Raw genomic sequence first — 19,883 nt, 5'->3', positions numbered from 1 at the left:
ATAAAATGCTAAAAAACTGGATCAATATATTTATCTATCAAATCAAACACAGTAAGCTTTTTACTACTCTCAATATTCTCGGATTATCAATAGGAATTTCAGGTTTAATTTTTGCGCTTCTATATTGGAATGACGAACACAGCTACAATGCTTGGAATCCAGAAAAAGATAAAGTTTATCAGGTTTTAGCGCAATTAAGCGATATGCCTGTAACTGCAAATAATCCTGTACGTTTAAAACCTCATTTAGAAAATGATCCCAACGTAGAAGCTGTTGTTTATGCAGATGAATGGTATCAAAAAGACAAAGTGGTTTACAATGGCCAAAAAGAATTTGTAGATAAAATCGTAAATGCCGAAAAAGATTTCTTTTCTCTTTTTCCGTTTGAATTTATTTATGGAAATGCCAAATCGGCTATAAAAGACGAAAACAGTATTGCCATTTCAGAGAAACTAGCAGAACGTTTTTTTGGAAATAAAAACCCAATAGGCAAACAAATCAAATGTTTGGATGCTACGTTTACAATTTCAGCTGTTTATCGCATTCCAGGAAATTCATCGATCGCACCAAACATAGTGATAAATCACATGAAAGACTTGGCTGATCCTGACAAAAACCCAGGCCTTTTTGTTCTAAAAGTATTGGTAAAACTAAAAGATCCATCAAAAGTAGAATCGACCAGAAAAATGCTTGATAAAGTATTTTATAACGAGGTTATTGTAAGAACTGCCAAACAAGCCGGTTTTACACCTGCCGAAATGGTCAAGAAAATGGGAAGTTTCAAGGTTTTGATGGAATCGCTTTCATCTGCTAGATTGCATTCTGTTACTGATGGATATCCTGAAGGAAGAGGAAATTATCAGTTTCTGGTAATTATGGCTTGCTTATCGGTTCTAATTCTTATTCTGTCTATTGTCAATTACATCAATTTGGCAACAGCAAATTCGATTAAAAGAGCTAAAGAAGTTGGAGTTCGTAAAGTATTGGGCGCTTCCAAAAAACAGATTGTTTGGCAATTCATTTTTGAAACCGTTTTGATGACTGCTTTTTCAGTTTTATTAGCATTAATGATTGTAGAAATTGCGCTTCCTTATTACAATTCTTTTTTGGAGAAAAATTTAAGAATAATCGAAAGTCAATTTTATCTTCAGTTGATACTAGTTTTTTTCATAACCATTGTATTTGCAGGAATATTTCCAGCTTTATATGTTGCTAATTTTGAGACTTTAAAAGTTTTAAGAGGCAATTATGCTCGAAGCAAAAGCGGCGTGTGGATTAGAAATGGAATGCTGATTTTTCAATTTGCCATTGCTTCCTTTTTTATTATTGGTTCTGTTGTTGTCTATCAGCAAATTAAATATCTAAACAACAAAGATCTTGGTTTTAAAGGCGATCAGGTTATGGCAATTTCGTTAAATCTTCCTTCTTCTTATTATCAGGGAGAAAATGTTGGAAAGAATATTTTTGAAAGATATAACACTATAAAACAGGAACTTTCAAAAATTAAAGGCGTTGAAAAAGTTTCAACTGGTCTTCTTTCTTTTGATGGAGCAGACAATTCACAATGGCCAATTTGGTATCGAGATGTGCTTTTCAAACAAAAAGCAATCGGACTTGATTATGACATGCTAAATCTTCTTAATATAAAAGTAATAAAAGGCAGAAATCTTAGTCCAAATATAGCTTCAGACACTATAAACTCTGTTTTAGTTAATGAAAAATCATTGAGTTTAATGCAGATAAAAGATCCTATTGGTAAAGAGATCAAAATTGGGAATCAAAAAATGAGGATTATTGGCGTCGTAAAAGATTTTAATCTTTTAAGTCCAGAAGTCGATGTTCCGCCGATTACTTTTTATCATATAAAATCTTTAGATATGGCCAATGAAATGAATCGAATCTATGTAAAATTAAAAGCAGATCAGATTCAAAGCAGTATTGCTGCAATTGAAAAATTCTGGAAAACAAAAGTCGATACCGAATATCCGTTTCAATATGATTTTGCCAATAAAGAATATGCTCGAACTTACGAGTCTTATGTAAAGCAGAAAAATTTATTTTCTCTGCTCAATGTTATTGTGATTCTTATTGCCCTTTTCGGACTTTTTGCTCTCGCATCTTATTCCATTCAAAGAAGAATGAAAGAAATTGCGATTCGAAAAACTTTGGGTGCAGAGACCAATATCTTATTGAAAGAGCTGTCTAAACAATATGTAGTTTATTGTGCAATAGGTTTTCTTATTGCTGTATTTCCTGCCTATGTTTTATTGCAGAAATGGCTGAATAATTTTGCCTTTAGGATCGAAATTCCGATGCTGCCGTTTCTACTTTCCTTTTTGCTTTTATTGTTTTTAACGCTATGCATTGTTTTAGCAAAAGCGTATCAGGCAACAAAAGTCGATGTGCTGAAATATTTAAAATATGAATAATTAGTTTTGAGTTTTTGTAAAAAGCTGTGCAAGTCTGAGCCTTTGCGCAGCTTTTTTTAAAAATTATATTCCGTTAGGAATATCTCATCGCTATAAAAATTACAGATTTGTTTTTGTTTCACGCAGATTCTGCAAATTTGAGCAGATTAAAACTTAAAAACTTTGCGCCTTAGCGACTTTGCGAGATTATATTTTAAGTATCTTTTTCCTTCCTTTGAAAAATTGCTCGCAAAGTCGCTAAAGCGCAAAGTTATTTATATTCATTTTTAAACCGATTTTGACATTCGTCAATGTTTTTTTCCTTGATTAACTTTACTTTTGATAATGATTAATTTTTGAGAAATGATGAGTGAACTTGAGGCTTTAATTCAGAGCAGATTACAATTGGAAAATGATGAACTTAACACCATTTTATCCTGCTTTAAATTAATACAAGTAAAGAAGAATGAGCAGTTGCTTAAAAGCGGAACCGTTGCCAATAAAATATTTTTTATAAAAAAAGGCTGTCTGCGATTGTATTACAGCACAGAAGATCATAATATAACTACACGTTTTATGGCTTTTGAAGGTACATTTCTAACTTCGATTGTCAGTTTTATATCTAGAGAACCAAGCACCGAATACATTGAAGCGGTTGAAGCTTCAGAGCTTTTGGCTATTTCTTATGAAGATTTTTTTCATCTCCGAAACACCATTCCGCAATGGGATAAAATGTACATCTATATTCTCGAATATGGTCTTACGGTAATTACTTCTAAACTCAGCAGCTTATTGACACAAAATGCAGCTGAGCGCTATAGAAATCTTCTCAAAAACAACCCCGAACTTATTCAGAGATTGTCTAATGCCAATCTTGCTGCATACCTTAATATTTCGCCAGAAACATTAAGCAGAATAAAATCACAGATTTAATTATAATCTGTTAACTATCAAAAAAAGCAAAAAACAACATTAAAAAACATTTTCTATCATGAGAAGTGATGAAGTAAAAAAAGGCGTTCAGCGAACTCCTCACAGATCCTTATTGCGAGCTACGGGCTTGAAAAATGAAGATTTTAGCAAACCATTTATTGGAGTGGCAAATTCGTTTATCGAAATCATTCCAGGACATTTTTTCCTAAACAAAGTCTCTGAAATTATCAAAGAAGAAATTCGCGCCAATGGCTGTGTTCCGTTTGAGTTTAACACAATCGGAATTGATGACGGAATTGCAATGGGACATGACGGAATGCTGTACTCGCTTCCTAGTCGTGAAATTATCGCCAACTCTATAGAAAGTGTAATGAATGCTCATAAACTGGATGCAATGATTGCGATTCCAAACTGCGATAAAATTGTTCCAGGAATGATCATGGGCGCTTTACGTGTAGATGTTCCAACCATTTTTGTAAGCGGAGGCCCAATGTCTAAAGGATATACTAAAAACGGAACGGCAATTGACTTAGCAACAGCTTTTGAAGCAGTTGGAAAACACGAAGCAGGAAAAATCTCTGACGAAGAATTATACGATATTGAATGCAACGCTTGTCCAAGCGGCGGAAGCTGTTCTGGAATGTTTACTGCAAATTCTATGAACACTTTGATGGAAGCAATGGGAATTGCGCTTCCTGGAAACGGAACAATTTTGGCTCAAACTCCAGAACGTGAACAATTGTATCGCCAAGCAGCAAGAAGAATCTGTGATATTGCAAAAGACCAGCAGGCTATTGAAAAATTCAAATTAAAAAATATTTTGAACGAAAATGCCGTTCGCAACGCCTTTGCTGTAGACATGGCAATGGGCGGAAGTACAAATACTGTTCTTCATATGCTTGCAATTGCGAACGAAGCTAATGTTGATTTTAAGTTAAAAGACATTAATACCATTTCTGGAAATGTGGCGCATATTGCTAAGATTTCACCGAGTTTAAGCACGGTTCATATGGAAGACATTAACAGAGCTGGTGGTGTAAATGCAGTTATGAAGGAAATAAACAAAAGAGGTTCAGGCGTTTTAATTGATAATCTTACGATTAGTGGTGAAACTTTATTAGAAAAAATTGCTAATGCCGAAATTAAAGACACCACTATTATTCATACTATCGATAATCCGTACAGCAGAGTTGGCGGATTGGCCATTTTATACGGAAATCTTGCTGAACAAGGTGCAGTTATTAAAACTGCGGGATTAACTGGAGATCGCGTGTTTACTGGTAGCGCAGTTTGTTTTGATGGTCAAGCCGAAGCGATTGCAGGAATTATGATGGGAAAAGTGAAAGCCGGAAATGTAGTGGTTATTCGTTACGAAGGGCCAAAAGGCGGACCTGGTATGCAGGAAATGCTTTCTCCTACGAGTTTAATTATGGGAATGGGACTTGGAAGTTCTGTTGCCTTAATTACAGATGGAAGATTTAGCGGTGCCACAAGAGGCGCATCAATCGGCCACGTTTCTCCTGAAGCTGCTGAGGGCGGTATGATTGGTTTGGTAAAAGATGGTGACGAAATTCATATCGATGTAGATCAATATATTTTATCGGTTAATTTAAGCGATGAAGAAATCGCAGCAAGAAGAGCTGCTTTCAAACCATTAAAAAAACCATTAAATTCAAAATGGCTTTCACAATACAGAGCATTAGTAACTAATGCAAGTACTGGAGCTGTCTTGAAAACAGATTTAGATTAAAAAATTAAAAAAATCCCAAAAAGAAATGTCCCAGAAAGTTAGCTTTTCTGGGAACATTTCGGGGGGTTGAACAATTCTAATTATTCAAAGCTGGTTTCGCGTAATATATTTTCTAATTCATGAAACAAGAATACATTGGAAGTTGGTATAGTTCTTCAAAATCGATTCCAGCAAGATTTAGGCTTTTAAAAAATGTTTTGACTTTATTTTTTGCCTGTTTATTCAATCCAGTGTAAAATATTTCATTGCCATTTTGCTCTTGGTTTACCATCGTCAGCACTTCTGGGTTAACTATATTAAGGACCTTTATAACATGAGATTCTGGCAAAAGCGATGCAATGATTTCGCCCGATGATTTCACATTTGGCTTCAAGCATTCTAGACTAAAAATAGGATTGCTTGCATATATCAGTACCTTTTCTTCCATTTCTGGCAAGTCTGCTAAAAATAGCGCAACATCTTCACGCGGAATAAAAAGTATCAATATATTGGCTTTTGCAGCTTCGTATTTGCTTACCAATTTTACATTCTTTCCCATTTTCTTTTCCAAATCTTGAAACTGGCGATTTTCGCGTGTAGAACTTAATAGTACCTGATGTCCAGCGTCAACTGCTTTATTTACAAAATCCATTGTAAAACTACATAAACCAATTACTCCTATTTTCATACTTCTAAACTTTGCCTTTAACCTTATAAAGCAAATATAGTCTTATAGACTATTAGAAAGCTTATCTTGTCTGTCTCAATAAATCTACAACGTTGTAGATTTAAAACTACAAAGAACAATTTGTGCTTTATGTTTCTTTAACTTTGTATCGTATAAAACTAGTCAGATGTCCAAAATAACGTTTTTTGTTACCTTTCGTTATTGTTGTTTTTTGCTATTGCTCCTTACAACCAAAATGGTCTGCCAACAAAACTACACGGCCAGATGGTACACTGCGGATAATAACGAACTGCAGCAGAATAGCATAAAAGCAATAGTTCAAGGCAAACACAATTTTATATGGATGACAACTGAAAATGGCATTGTTCGTTATGACGGAAATAATTTTCTTGCTTTCAATTCGTCCAACACTTCTTTACAACATACTCGTTTTACAGATATTTTTGGTAGTATCGAAAAAGACAGTCTTACAAGTTATAATGAGAGTAAACAAGAGCTTGCCTTTATCAGAAATGCCAAAATCCACATACTCAAAAAAAATGCTCCCAATTCTAGTTTAATCCGAAACGGCAAACGTTTCTTTTTTCACGATGGTCTTCCTTCAAACTACACTATCAATAAGCATGAACCATACTATATCAAATTATCTACTGGAAATACATTTTTTATAGATAATGAAAGGATTGAATTATGCGATTCAAAAATGAAAAGCATTTCTAAAACTCCTTTTAAAAACGATAATGTTTTTAATTTCTTTGCTCTCAATAATTCTCTCTTTTACCTTACAGAAAATGGTAATTATCATTGCTTCTCACAAAAAGGCACATCGTCTGGAAAGTTAAATATATCAGCATCAATAAACAATCGTAAGCTATTTTGGAATATTACTACTGGGCAAATTTTTCTTTGCTTAAAAAATAAAATATATCAGCTAAAAAATCAAAATGGTGAGTTAACAGCACAATTAATTGTAGAATACAAAGATTTTGAAACCAGCAATATTATTGCGGTTTATTTCGATCAGAAAAATAAGAAATTGTATTTGGGAAGCAGTACAAATGGATTGTGCATCATTTCTTTTCCTGCTTTTAAATCGATAACCAAAAATACAGGAAGAGCCGAAGTGTATTATGCCGCACAAGCTTTTAGTGACAGTACAGTCATTACTTCTGAAGGACTTATCATTAGCAGTAAAAAAGTTATTGACAGTATTTCTTTTCCTAAAAGTGTTTTTTTGGAAGAGCGTCTGAATATTGCTCTTGATTATGAAAGAAATATATGGATCAGCCGAGGTTTAAATGTGCTTTGTTATCTAAAAAATTCGGGATACAAAAAATATCTCAGTTATCGTTTTAATCAAAATCCGAAAACAATATTCAAGGATAACAGCAATACTATCTGGGTTTCTATGGGTATAGATGAATTTCATAAACCCAAATTATATGCTATAAAAAACGGAACGGCAACTTTAAAAGTTGTTTTCAAAAAGAACATCAACTATATTCTCCAACAAAAAGATGTTCTTTATTTGGCTGGAGATCAAGGCTTGTTTCAATACAATCTAAAAACAAAAAAAATACATTTTGAAAAAAATACTGAAAAATTAAACATTAGAAGTGTTCTTATAGATAGCCAGCAGAAAATCTGGCTTACCACATACGAAAAAGGTTTTTATCTCTATTCCGATCATGTTTTACATTCTTTCCCAACAGACGAAGAATACTCACTTAATAGTGCGCACTGCATCATTGAGGATAAGAATGGCTTTTTCTGGATATCAACCAACAAAGGACTTTTTCAGGTTTCTAGGAAAGCACTGATACAATATTCTAAAAATAAAAATGCAGTAATATACTACCATCAATACAATAAATCGGATGGTTTCTTGATTAACGAGTTTAACGGCGGTTGTCAGCCATGCGGAAATTTTCTAAAAAATAATGATATTGTTTTTCCATCCATGAATGGTATCGTGTTTTTTAATCCCGACAAAGTTTCTCCTTTATTGCCTACCAAAGATCTTTTTATTGACCGGGTAGTTTTAGACCAGAGAATACTTTCACCAAAAGATACTATCATCTTAAAAAATAATTTTCAAAGGGTCAGTTTTCTGGTTTCGTATCCTTATTACGGCAATCCTAAAAACCTGACCATCGAAGCAAAAATGGACAAAATTGGCAGTGATCGCTGGGAACGATTGAAAGCCGATAAATCAATCTCTTTTACAACGCTGCCTCCTGGAAATTATACGCTTACCTTTAGGAGTTTATCTGGTTTTGATGCCAATTATGCTTACAAAACTGTGATTCTTGTTGTGCCAGCAAAATTTTATCAGACCATCTGGTTTACTGTTCTTTGCTGTTTCCTTAGTGCTGGTTTTGTAATTTCACTTTGGCATATACGATTGTATTACCAAAGAATGAAAAGAAGACAGCTGGAAGAAGTAATTGCTAAAAAAACAAAAAAATTAGCTTCTACCGTTAAAAAGCTAGAAAAAGCAGAAAACAACTTAAAACAAGAAATTAAACAGCATGAAATGTTGGTTAAAAGTATGAGCCATGATATCAAAAGTCCGCTAAAATTCTTGTCTTCTTCTATAAAACATCTTTTTGAAAACAGTACCATACAAGAAGACCAAAAACTCAAACAGCAATTAGGCACTTTACAGACATCAACTTCCCAACTGTATGAGTATGTTGAAAATCTTATCAAATATTCTTCTATTTTTATTGAAGGAAAAAAATTAGAAGATGAATGTTATTCTTTATATGAACTTATCGAAGAAAGTATTCAGATTTTTGAAAAGATTGCAGAAGCCGAAAACAATATCATTATCAATAATGTGCCTAAGGCTTTATTTGTGAAAACAAACAAAAAAGCACTTTCGATCATTATTCATAATTTAATTGATAATGCCATAAAAAATACCAAAAACGGAAGAATTGCGCTATTATGCACTACTCATAATAACATTTTAAACTTAAAAATAATCGATAATGGAAAAGGAATGAGTAAAGAACTTATTGATTATTATCACAATTTTTATAAAAATCCGATTTCAAAAAATTATCATCTAGGACTCCACATGATTATTGAGCTTCTTATTCTTATTGAAGGAAATATTAACATTATCAGCGACCTAGATAAAGGAACTACGATCGAGATTATGGTTGAGTATAACTAACTCTTAAACGTTTTATAAAAGTTGATAAGCTCTACCAAATTATTGACCTTTAATTTCTCAAAAACCCTTGCTTTGTAGGTACTCACAGTTGACATGTGAATATTGAGTTTGTTTGAAATTTCTAAATTGCCATTTCCCTGAACCAACAGATCTGTTATTTGAAGTTCTCTTTTAGACAAACCTTCCAACGGATTTAATGTCTTTTTGCTAGTCTGAATATTGACCAATTTGCTAACTAATTCAGACGAAATATAAGTTCCAGATTCAAAAATTGAAGTAATGGCAAACATGATTTTTTCTTCGCTGCACAATTTGTCGACATAACCGTTGGCGCCAGAAGAAAGGTATTTTAAAGCGTATTGTTCTTCTTCGTGAGCAGAGAAAACCAATATTTTTACATCGGGCTGAATGGCTCTAATGTCGGTTATCATATCGGTATTTTTTCCACCTGGAATATTAATATCTAAAACTACCAAGTCAAAAGGAAGATTTTTTAAAAGTGTAATCGCTTCAAAGAAATTTTCGGCATTCGAAATGGCAACATCTTCAAATTGTCGCTCCAAAATCATGGCAACTCCATTTCGCACTACCAAATGATCATCTACTATTAAGATTTTCTTTGTCATCTTCGTTATTTCTTGGTAAATCCTTTTCTGGTCATTTCGCCCCAACCTTTGGTTCCCATAATTTTTTCTTTATATCCAATTAAAGCGGCATAAACCGTAAGCGGATGAAAGTAAAACGGTTCTATAAAAGCGGCCATTAGCAACTTAAAAAAATCAACTTGTTTTGGATATTTATGATAGGTTTTTTCTTCGCTGTATAAAGCAATCACCGAAAAGAACACTGCAAAGGTATACACAAAAAGCAGCAGTAAAAAGAAAAAATGCCAATTTAAAATACCAAATATTATAAACACTGCAGTGATGACCAAACCAATAAATTCTATGGCAGGAGCCAGAAATTCAAACAAAGTCCAATAGGGCACACTTAACATTCCGAGTAGTTTGTATTTCGGATTTAAGAACATTCCGCGATGAAAACTTAACGTTTCTATAGTTCCTCGCATCCAACGAGAGCGTTGTTTTTTGAATATTTTGAAATCTTCTGGCGCTTCTGTCCAACAAAGCGGATCTGGAATATAACTTACTGAATAAGGCAGTTTATTATCCATCATATAACGGCGCATTCTTACAATGAGTTCCATATCTTCTCCCACCGTTTTGGTACTGTAACCGCCAGAAAGTATGGCTATTTCTTTATCAAAAGCTCCAAAAGCACCGCTAATAAGCAGTAATCCATCTAGTTTTCCCCAGGCCATTCTTCCTAATAGAAAAGCTCTAAGATATTCTAAAACCTGAATTCTCGATAGCATTACATCTGGAACATTTACTTCGACCAAACGTCCGTTTTTAATAACACATTGGTTGGCAATTCTAACTACACCTCCCGTTGCAATAATACGTTTTCCGTACGATTCTAAAAATGGCTTTGCCAGTTTTAAAAGTGAGTCTTTATCTAAGATACAATCGACATCAATACAAACCACGTACGGATTTTGCGCAATATTAAGTCCGACGTTTAAAGCATCTGCTTTACCTCCATTTTCTTTATCAACGACAATCAGTTTTTTGAAAGCCGCATTTCTTGAAGTATAGATTCCTCTGATTTTTTTGGTTTCAATTTTCGGATGAAATTCCAAATCGTTTAACACAAGATCGTATGTTTTGATCAGTATTTCCATCGAATTGTCCTTGCTTCCATCATTGACGACAATAACCTGATAATTATTGTAATTCAGCGAAAGCAGCGATTTTACATTCTCTTCAATCGTAAGACCTTCATTGTAAGCCGGAGCAATTAGTGAAAGTTGTGGAGCAAATTCGCTGGTCAATAAAACATCATAATCGACAAAACTATTTCTCTTAAGATAATTCCTTAGCTCTTTTGTAGAAAGATAAGCCAAGATTAGATAAGAAGACATAATAAGCATGGCGTAACCGAGAATAAGGAGTATATAAATCTCCAAAAACCACATTATTTCAGAATTAAAAAAAGTCATTTCTTGTTCAATTATAGCGTTAATGTCTGCAAAAGATTCTGCGCCTTGTATTTAATTACATTGCTTGAAGTATGTTCTGCCAACTGAGCCACATAAGGAAGCTTCTGTGTTAGTTTAAGTTCTTTTATAAGTTTTAAACCAAGCGTAATTACCGTTGTATTTTGCGATTCTAATAAATGTTCGATTCCTTCTGTATCGCCAATATCATGTTTTTTAAAAGCTCCAATAATATTCAGTTGCATCCAATCGTCTATAGGATCTGAATGTTCTACCAAATATTTTACGCTTTCTGTTCCTTCTAGTTTTATCGCCGCATTGAGTGCAACAATTTTTAATGTTTTCTTTCTAGCTTTAGAATAAACAATAATCTGATCAAATGCTTCTTTGATATTAAACTCTGCCAGCTCTGTAATTCCTTTACATTTCACTTCCCATTTCAAGCTTTTGAGCTTTTTGTATGAATCTTTTATCAATCCAGAATCTTTATAAAACTCTTCTAGCTTCTGAGCATAAATGCCTTCGTAATTTTTATGGAGGTTTATAATCGATTCGGTTAAAACTTCTCTGAAAAAAGCAGTATCAAAAAGCACTAGAAAATTTTTGTCTTTTTTTACTTCAGCAAAGAGAGTATCCTCAAAAATAACAGCCGCCATTACTTTGTCTATTATAAAACTGTATTCTTTAGTAAGGCGTTCCTTTTTAATTTTACTGTTTCTGCTGGCCACAATAACAAGATACAGAAAAAGTGAGGCCGCAACGAACAGATAAATAGAAAAGGTAAGAAAAGGCACTTCCCATTGACTGTTTTTATATAGATTCCAGATTTCTATCATATTAAAAACGTTTCGTTACAATTAACTGCACATTAAACTTGTTTCTATATTCTCCTGGAATATATTCTTCATATTCGTAAAGAAAAATTGGACGTACAAAAAACGAATCGCCAAAACGATGCTGATACTGAATTCCAACACGATACGCTTTTAGAGGCTGCGTAAAATTATTGTATAAATAGAGATAAGGAACATTTCCATACTGCAATTCTAATCTTATAAGGCGTTCTTTTTCTTCATTTACTCGCTGAACGCTCAAAACATGGGAAAACAATTCGTTTGAAATATCGTAATAAGGTCTGTACGCAAAACTGTAAACTCCAGCATTATACGCAACTTGCCCTGTTAGCAACGTAATATCGTCTGTATCAAAATGCATGAATCGTCCTCCAAGCGAAAAATCGAACTTTTTCTGTGGCTTAAAATAATATTCTAAACCTGCTTTGGCTACAGGAAATATTGTTTCTCCTGTTGATACGCCAGCATTTGCATACAGGTAGCTTTTGTTTGAAAAAGTCTGATAGAAATCGGTTTCAAATAACATTTGGGTTTCATTGCCAATATTTCCAATATTGGCTCTTCCTACGATTGCCGATTTGCTGAATTTATGCGAATACTCAACATACCCATAATGAAATGGCTGCTGTCCAGGATCTGAAGTCGAGATATTTAAATAGGAAGCCGAAACTGTATTTTTTGCTTTACGTCCAATAAGTGTGCGTATTCCACTAAAAGCTTGGGTACTATTATCAATATAAGATGCTTTTTCGATTAAATCTAAAGCTTCCTGATCGCGGTTTAATTTTTCCAGACAAGTGGCTTTAATCTTTAAAACATCGATAGATTTTGGATCAATAGCCAAATATTTATCACAATACAAAATACATTTTTCATAATCTTCTGTCCAGAAATAAACATTTATAAGTGCTTGCAAAGCTTCAGGATTAGGATTATTTCTGTCTGCCATTGGAGACAAAATTTTTATGGCAGTTTTATATTCTTTTTTCCAGCTGTAAATACGTCCTGCGTAAGTCTGAATATCTTCATTTTCAGGATATTTGGCACGCAGAGGCTCAATAATAGATAAGGCTTTATCAAAATTTTCTTTTTCGACTTCGCGCTTTACATTGGCCAAAGCTTCGTCTACATTGATTTCTTGCGCAATTGCAGCTGAGGAAATAAAAAGCAGGAAAATAGAATAATAAATAAACTTCATCAGATTCGGTTTTTTAGTAATTTATTAATTCTCACTAAAAGTACTGCCGGACTTACTGGTTTAGCAATAAATTCGTTTGCTCCAATATCAAAAGAATCAAGCTCGGTTTGCTCGACACCCGAAGAAGTCAATATAATTACGGGAATATCAGATTTAAGGTTCTCTCGAACGTGTTGCGTAATTTCCATTCCGCTCACACCCGGCATATTTATATCTGTCAATATTAAATCATAGTTTTCCTTTTCGATCGCTTCAAGCGCCTCTTTTCCGTCAGAAAACTGGTCAACACTAAATCCTTTAGACACTAAGAAAAAAGATAACGATTTGCGTAGGATATCATTATCTTCGGCTACAATAATTCTCATTTTTATTATTTTTTTATCTGGGGGATATTCAAAATTATAACATCTTTATTATAAAGCTACTGCATATTTCTTTTATATCATAGCTCTTTCAAAATTTTAACGACTTCTTCGATTCCACAGTGAAAAATATTCACTTTATCTAATGTTTCGGAAGTAAACTCGCCAGATGACGCTTCTTCTTCGATAATCGACAAACAATTGCTTAAATCTTGCAGCATAAAAATATCCATGCTTGATTTCATATTATGAGCCAGTTTTTTTACGCTGTCGTAATCGGTGTTTTTAAAAGCTTCTTCTAACTGTGCCGATTGACTTGGAATTTTTTCAATAAAAAGACCTATCATATCTTCCCTAAATTCGGGATCGCCCCCAGACATTTCATCCAAAAAAGACATATCGATAATTCTTTTATGATGTGCATCACTGTCTGGTGTCATTACCGTTTTTATGGCTTTTAAAAGTATCGACTGTTTAAAAGGCTTTGGTACATAAGCATTCATTCCCACTTTGTAGCATCGCTCCTGCTCTCCTACCAAAGAATGTGCTGTCATGGCAATAATTGGTATGCTGGAATTCATTTCATTCCTGATGTATTCTGTGGTTTGGTAGCCATCTTTTACAGGCATCTGCAAATCCATTAAAACCAAATCATATTCATTTTGAGACAAAAGCTCAATACCCTCTTCACCATTTTGTGCAATATCCAAATCGAAACCAAAATTATTAATTACGCTTTTTGCAAGCTTTTGGTTTAGAACATTGTCTTCGCAAAGCAATATTTTAAGATTTCCTAAATCGTTTTTAGAAACTGTTTTTACCGTTGTTTCCTCAAAGTTTGATTTTTTGTATGAAAGGGTAAAGAAAAACTCCGAACCGCGATTTAGAGTACTTTTTACGTGAACTTCTCCTTTCTGAAGTTCTACTAATTGTTTTACAATATTCAGTCCGAGTCCGGTACCGCCAAATGTTCGTGTCGTACTTTCTTCGCCTTGCGTAAAACGTTCAAAAATAGTTTCGAGTTTATCTTTTGGGATTCCGATTCCGGTATCTTTTATAGAAAACTTAAACGAATAGCCATCTTCCGTTTCCTCTATTTTCTTTACCGAAACGGTTACTTCTCCTTCATTTGTAAACTTAAGCGCATTACCTATAAGGTTTACCAAGATCTGATTTAATCTTCCTTGATCGCCAACAACCAAATCTGGCAATTCGGCATCAAGAAAAAGATTAAACTCAACGTCTTTCTGTGCTTTTACTTTGAGTAAACTATAAACATGTTTAAGTGTTTTCTTCAGATTAAATGGTTCAGATTCGATAGGTAAATTTCCAGATTCAATTTTTGAAAGATCTAGAATATCATTTACAATCAGAAGCAAATTTTCGCCTGCAATCTGTACACTTCCAATATAATCGCGCTGTGTATCGTCGAGTTCGGTTTGCGCAAGCAAATCTGTGAATCCGATAATAGCGTTTAACGGAGTTCTAATTTCGTGGCTCATATTGGCCAAAAAACTATCTCTCGCCAAAACGGCACGCTCGGCAATTTTTCTCTGTGTATATAATTGACTGTTTTTTGTGCCTAATTCCAGCTGTGCGATTACGTGTTTCGCTATAATAGAAAGTGCATTACGCTGATTTTCATTCAATTCTTTAACTTCGTGATCAATAGCGCATAATGTTCCTATATTATAGCCATCTGGCGTTGTAAGCGGTACACCAGCATAAAATCTCACATTGAAACCTCCAGTAACATTGGGATCGTCTTTAAATCTTTCATTGACATGGGTATCATTGATTTCTACAATTTCTGTATCTAAAATAGTGTAATTGCAGAAAGTTATTTCTCTTGGCACTTCAGAAACTCCAATTCCAATCTCCGATTTAAACCATTGTCTGTCTTCATCGATAAAAGAAATATGGGCAATTGGTACGCCACAGATATAAGAAACAAGCTTTGTAGCATCGTCAAAAGCATTGTCTGGAAGCGTGTCAAGTATATTATAACGTTTAAGGGCAGCTAAACGTTGTAGTTCGTTTTCTGGAATTGGGTAATCTTTGTTCATTTCTTTGGCGTGGTAAAGGTATAAAGGTAAGGCAAATTCGTCTAAAACCTCTAATTAGCAAAAATTCTTGTTTAAAAAGATACCGAATTCATTCTCGATGCTATAAAAAGATTACAAGTTAAAGCTGCAGAATTCGATTTAATTCAAGGACTGTTGTTCCTGACGGAAGTACTTTCGGTGCTTTTACTAGTTTTTTGGCTAAAAATGCGGTTGTAATTGGTTTCAGATTTTTGAAAAGTCCAATTGCATTAAAGAATTTTATGACTTTGACTGAAATTTTTTCGCCTAAACGATCTGTATTTTCTCGAATTAAAGGCCCAGGTCTGAAAATAATATATTGCGGGAAATGAAGCTCTTGAAGATGGTCTTCTAATTTTCCTTTCATCATAGAATAATATACGTTACTTTTTGCTGATGCTCCATAAGAAGAAACCAAAACCAAAGAATTAACTCCGTTTTGTTTTGCGGCAGCTGCGAATTCGGCAGGAATATCGTAGTCGATTTTCCATTGTTTTTCTTTTGAACCCGCATCTTTTAAGGTAGTTCCTAAACAAGAGAAAAGCACGTCTCCGGTAATGGCGCTTTGAAATGAATTTATATTCGAAAAATCAACAACATGCTCGGTCAATTTTGGATGTGATTTTCCTGTTGAACGTCTCACAAAAATTGAAACTGATTCATAATCATTATTTTCCAATAGCAGATTAACCAGTTCTTTTCCTGTCGCGCCTGTCGCTCCAATTACCAATGCTTTCATAATGTTCGAAATTTTGTATTGTAAATATAATGATTGTTACCGATATGTTGCCAACAACTCGATGCTCCTACGAAGCATTTAAAAAAAAGGCTGTCACTTTTGTGACAGCCTCAAATTATTACAATTTTAAATTTTATCTTTTAATAAATTTCTGAGTATATTTCGCTTTGTCGGTTGCAATATTGATAATGTAAAATCCTTTGGCAAAATTACTTACGTCAATTTGATTGTTATTTAATCTAGTATTGATCGTTCTTCCATTAACATCATAAATCACAACATCGGTAATTTCGTCTTCAGTGCTGATATTCAAATAATCTGAAACTGGATTTGGATAAATAGATAATTGCACTTTCGTGAATTCGTCTCTGCCTAAAACCGCTGTATCAACCAGAATCGATTTTTCGATTATTTTACCATTAGAATTAAAACTGATTACAATTGTCGAAGTTCCTCCTATTTTCGGGGTTATGATCAGTTCTTCGTTTGCATTAATTTCTGCCGAGACAATCGTTTCATTACTGTTTGATTTTATCGTTTTTACAATCGCTGCAGACAGATTATCTTCATCTGAAACTACTGTTTTTAAATCAATAATTGTTGGGCTTCCCGTTGAAATTTCTGAAGGCAGAATTGCATTTACAACTGGCGCTGCATTATCTGGAAATACCGTCATAGCAGGAAACCAATAATAATCGTTTAACGTTTTTGTATCGATCAATTTTCCTGTATTGTCAAAAGTATGAATCCAGTTTTTTTGGTAATGTGCCCCAAAACCGCTTTCGGTTGTGTTTACAATAATCTGATCTGAAACAGGATCAATTCTTAACGCTGCTCCATAAGGAATTTGTTTAAAGCTTCCCGTTTGTCCCGGAAGTGTAGCAAAACTTTCATTGAATTTTTTGGTTGCTACATCAAATTTTACAATTTGAACTCCCGATGTAAATGCGTTGACAGAATTCATCCAATACAAAGCATTCTCCTTATTGCTGTACGTAAAACTACCAGCATTCCATGCTCCCCAAGAACCTAAATATTGAGTGGTTGGAATAGCATATTCAATAGTTACAAAAGTCAACGGATCAATATTAATTATTTTCTTATTTTGAATTCCCCAGATGCTACCGTCTTTAGATTGCGTAACCGAATGAAACGCACCAGCAATTGTTTTTACAACGCTATTTGTTTTAGGATCAATGACCAAAATTCCACCATTTTGTTTTACTGCAAATACATATTGAGAAGTACGAATCATATTTCCAATCTGCCCCGCATACTGACTTCCGCCTCCTGTTCCTGCAATGAGAGTTCCCACTTTCATATTGGCAATATCAAAAGTAAAAACTCCATTTGAAGCGCCTATATATCCCGTTTTTTCATCAACTCCAACAAAAGAACGTCCATCTCCTCCACCTACATTATCAAATTCGGCAAGGGTTTTCATCGTTAAAGCATCAGCAACTACGAGCCTTCCGCCTGGAGTATATTGTGTATCGCCTCCATCTTTAGCTTGTTTAGAAACAAAATAAAATTTATCTCCATAAATAGTTCCGTATTGCGTTGTAGCGCCAAAAGCTTTATTTTCATTTACATCACTATACACTCTATAATTAATTTTCCCATCATTGGTAACAAAATTTACAGATCCATTAGTGTGGCCAAACCATTCTTCATTTACCATGAAATATCCTTTTGTAAAATCTATGGCATTTGAATAAGGCGTTACAGGCGTAAATGCTGCGATAGGTTCTTCTGCAAACGAAACATTAAAATTCCAGACGTCCCAAGAGCCATCTTGTAAAACTCGGCTCGATGCGCCTAATCCAGAATAATCAAAACCATTGTTAACATCATCTCTTACCCAATAGGACCAATATCCTTTAGTTGTCCAGCCCGATTGCCAATGATCTGAAGCATCAATTGTTGTGTATTCGTCAAAATCATAAACAGTTGTATTTACAATACCACTTACAGGATAATAAGGATAGGTTAGGTTTCCGCTTTTGTACAATCCAATTGTGTTGGCTCCATCTAAATCGAAGCCGAATCCTCCAATTGCAGTTCCAAATTGAGTTCCCTGCAATAAAAGAATGTAAAAACGAGGATCAGCTTTGGCAATGGCTTTCATCATATCTTCGCCAGTTGCATTTCCATCCCATTTAAATCCCCAGATTAAAGCGTCTGCATTTTTTCCATCGTTCCATTGCACGGCAAATGCTGCTTTATTGGCACCGCTACCAACCCAAAACTGAATATCATCAAAAGTGGTTGCATTAGAACTTTTTGCTGCTAGTTGTTTTTGCGTCGCTGTTTTTAGTTTAATGTCATTTCTAGGAACGCCTTGCACTTTTATTTGCGCGTGGGTTAGAAATGTAAAAAATAGCATTATTACTATAAAGTAGTTTTTCTTCATAATTGTATTGATTTTAAAGTGTTGTATTAGTTAAGATGTAAATCGTAAGCGCCTGAAACTTCTGTAGAAACTTCTCCAAGCCAGCCCGCTTCCTGATTGATTGCGGTGTATATTTTTATGAAATCTATTCCAGGAAGTTTTACGTATTTTCCGTTTTTATCGACTGCCCAAGAAATATCAATATTCGAAGCTTCATCATTATTTGGTGCATTATCGGCATAACCAAATTCAAAAGATTTGCCTACCCAATACGAGCCTTCGCCACTTTGATCGTAGAAATTATCGGCTATTCGAGTTCCTTTTAAAGTATAAGACGCATCTGCAATCCAGAGCGGGTAATAACTTTGGTCATGAAACACATTTTGCGATTTATAACCTGAATTTCCAGCATTATCCTGCCATTTGATATATTCGGTATTAACCTGCCAAAATTCGTTTCCTACAACTGGCAATTTGTTTGGATCTGGTTTGAAATAAGTAATCGAGTAATTTTTTGTAGTCGTGTTTTTAAAGTATTCGCTTCCAGCTATTTCAAACCATTCGTCATCGTCAGGTTTTCCATTTTTATTCTTGTCATAAGCCACCATAATAATTCCGGGTTCACAAGATCCTGCACGCGCTTCGTTGGCTTCATTTCCCCAAAAAGCATTTCCTAAAACTTTAAAATCTCGTCCGCCCATGTTCGGAATAGTGTGATCGAAACCAAAAACCACATAACCACCAAAACCGCCCAACGAAATCATTGTGGTGTTGGAACCCACAATTGCTTTTTTCGCTGCAGAAATTATGCTGGCTTCTGTATTTCCTGCGGTATATTGCGGAATTTCGTTTGTGAATTGTCCAACTGCAGGACGAAAATCAAATACATGAGAAATATATTTACTGTATGTTCCTGTTTCTTTTATAACATTTATGGATGCGTTATAAATCTTGGTTTCTCCGTTTATTTCAACTTTTAAAGTCAGTGGATAGTTTTTTTGAAACGGACTTATAAAATCTAAATCTGTGTTTTCAGAGATAATCGAATCTTTAATGCTCCAAGTCAGTTTTGCCGTACTTGGAAGATCTGTTGCTATATTCAGAACTTTAAAACGATCAATCGTGTAGTTTTCCTTCAGCACTTCTGCGGGAAGCAGATTTTCTTCATTATCATTGTCTTTATCACAAGCTGCAAATCCCAAAAAGAGAATTGAAAACAAAGCGATTTTAAAAAGATTTTTATTCATCATTTT

The 19,883-nt window shown here is 34.3% G+C and carries 14 protein-coding genes; 4 read left to right on the top strand and 10 right to left on the bottom strand.

Going from position 1 to position 19,883, the window contains the following annotated elements; translation table 11 throughout:
* The first annotated feature begins 5 nt into the window (after positions 1 to 5).
* The 3 genes from OZP10_RS19380 (at position 6) to ilvD (ending at position 5,091) form a co-directional block, all read left to right on the top strand.
* On the top strand, positions 6 to 2,429 hold the full coding sequence (locus OZP10_RS19380; protein WP_281632331.1) for an ABC transporter permease: 2,424 nt from the start codon (positions 6 to 8) through the stop codon (positions 2,427 to 2,429).
* A 342-nt stretch (positions 2,430 to 2,771) separates the two neighbouring features.
* Positions 2,772 to 3,341, top strand: coding sequence for a Crp/Fnr family transcriptional regulator (locus OZP10_RS19375; RefSeq protein ID WP_177209832.1), 570 nt, complete (start codon positions 2,772 to 2,774; stop codon positions 3,339 to 3,341).
* Between the two features lie 58 nt (positions 3,342 to 3,399).
* Positions 3,400 to 5,091 (top strand): dihydroxy-acid dehydratase, encoded by a 1,692-nt coding sequence (ilvD, locus tag OZP10_RS19370; RefSeq protein ID WP_281632330.1) that lies wholly within the window; start codon positions 3,400 to 3,402, stop codon positions 5,089 to 5,091.
* Positions 5,092 to 5,203: 112 nt separating this feature from the next.
* On the opposite strand, the gene OZP10_RS19365 is transcribed toward ilvD, so the two are convergent.
* Positions 5,204 to 5,758, bottom strand: coding sequence for an NAD(P)-binding domain-containing protein (locus OZP10_RS19365; protein WP_281632329.1), 555 nt, complete (start codon positions 5,756 to 5,758; stop codon positions 5,204 to 5,206).
* 235 nt (positions 5,759 to 5,993) lie between these two features.
* On the opposite strand from OZP10_RS19365, the gene OZP10_RS19360 reads away from it, so the two are divergent.
* A complete protein-coding gene (locus tag OZP10_RS19360; RefSeq protein WP_281632328.1) occupies positions 5,994 to 8,942 on the top strand; it encodes a sensor histidine kinase in 2,949 nt (982 codons plus the stop codon).
* On the opposite strand, the gene OZP10_RS19355 is transcribed toward OZP10_RS19360, so the two are convergent.
* The 9 genes from OZP10_RS19355 to OZP10_RS19315 all read right to left on the bottom strand — a co-directional run bounded on the left by OZP10_RS19355 (position 8,939) and on the right by OZP10_RS19315 (position 19,877).
* Positions 8,939 to 9,568 (bottom strand): response regulator, encoded by a 630-nt coding sequence (locus OZP10_RS19355; protein ID WP_281632327.1) that lies wholly within the window; start codon positions 9,566 to 9,568, stop codon positions 8,939 to 8,941. The two genes, OZP10_RS19360 and OZP10_RS19355, sit on opposite strands and share 4 nt — an antisense overlap.
* A gap of 5 nt (positions 9,569 to 9,573) precedes the next feature.
* A complete protein-coding gene (locus OZP10_RS19350; RefSeq protein WP_281632326.1) occupies positions 9,574 to 11,004 on the bottom strand; it encodes a glycosyltransferase family 2 protein in 1,431 nt (476 codons plus the stop codon).
* Positions 11,005 to 11,015: 11 nt separating this feature from the next.
* A complete protein-coding gene (locus OZP10_RS19345) occupies positions 11,016 to 11,837 on the bottom strand; it encodes a hypothetical protein (RefSeq protein ID WP_281632325.1) in 822 nt (273 codons plus the stop codon).
* 1 nt (position 11,838) lies between these two features.
* On the bottom strand, positions 11,839 to 13,053 hold the full coding sequence (locus tag OZP10_RS19340) for a YaiO family outer membrane beta-barrel protein (RefSeq protein WP_281632324.1): 1,215 nt from the start codon (positions 13,051 to 13,053) through the stop codon (positions 11,839 to 11,841).
* Positions 13,053 to 13,418 (bottom strand): response regulator transcription factor, encoded by a 366-nt coding sequence (locus OZP10_RS19335; protein ID WP_281632323.1) that lies wholly within the window; start codon positions 13,416 to 13,418, stop codon positions 13,053 to 13,055. Before OZP10_RS19335 ends, OZP10_RS19340 begins: the two co-directional genes overlap by 1 nt.
* Before the next feature lie 77 nt (positions 13,419 to 13,495).
* Complete coding sequence (locus tag OZP10_RS19330; protein ID WP_281632322.1) at positions 13,496 to 15,481, bottom strand: GAF domain-containing hybrid sensor histidine kinase/response regulator; 1,986 nt, start codon at positions 15,479 to 15,481, stop codon at positions 13,496 to 13,498.
* Between the two features lie 118 nt (positions 15,482 to 15,599).
* Entirely contained in the window at positions 15,600 to 16,238 is a 639-nt protein-coding gene (locus tag OZP10_RS19325; protein ID WP_281632321.1) for an NAD(P)H-binding protein, read from the bottom strand.
* Between the two features lie 133 nt (positions 16,239 to 16,371).
* Entirely contained in the window at positions 16,372 to 18,651 is a 2,280-nt protein-coding gene (locus OZP10_RS19320) for a T9SS type A sorting domain-containing protein (protein WP_281632320.1), read from the bottom strand.
* 26 nt (positions 18,652 to 18,677) lie between these two features.
* Positions 18,678 to 19,877 (bottom strand): cell surface protein, encoded by a 1,200-nt coding sequence (locus OZP10_RS19315; RefSeq protein ID WP_281634775.1) that lies wholly within the window; start codon positions 19,875 to 19,877, stop codon positions 18,678 to 18,680.
* Positions 19,878 to 19,883 lie beyond the last annotated feature (6 nt).

The organism is Flavobacterium luteolum, assembly GCF_027111275.1.
Taxonomy (GTDB): domain Bacteria; phylum Bacteroidota; class Bacteroidia; order Flavobacteriales; family Flavobacteriaceae; genus Flavobacterium; species Flavobacterium luteolum.
The sequence above is the reverse complement of the archived record's forward strand: the minus strand, read 5'-3'. Positions and strand labels throughout refer to the sequence as shown.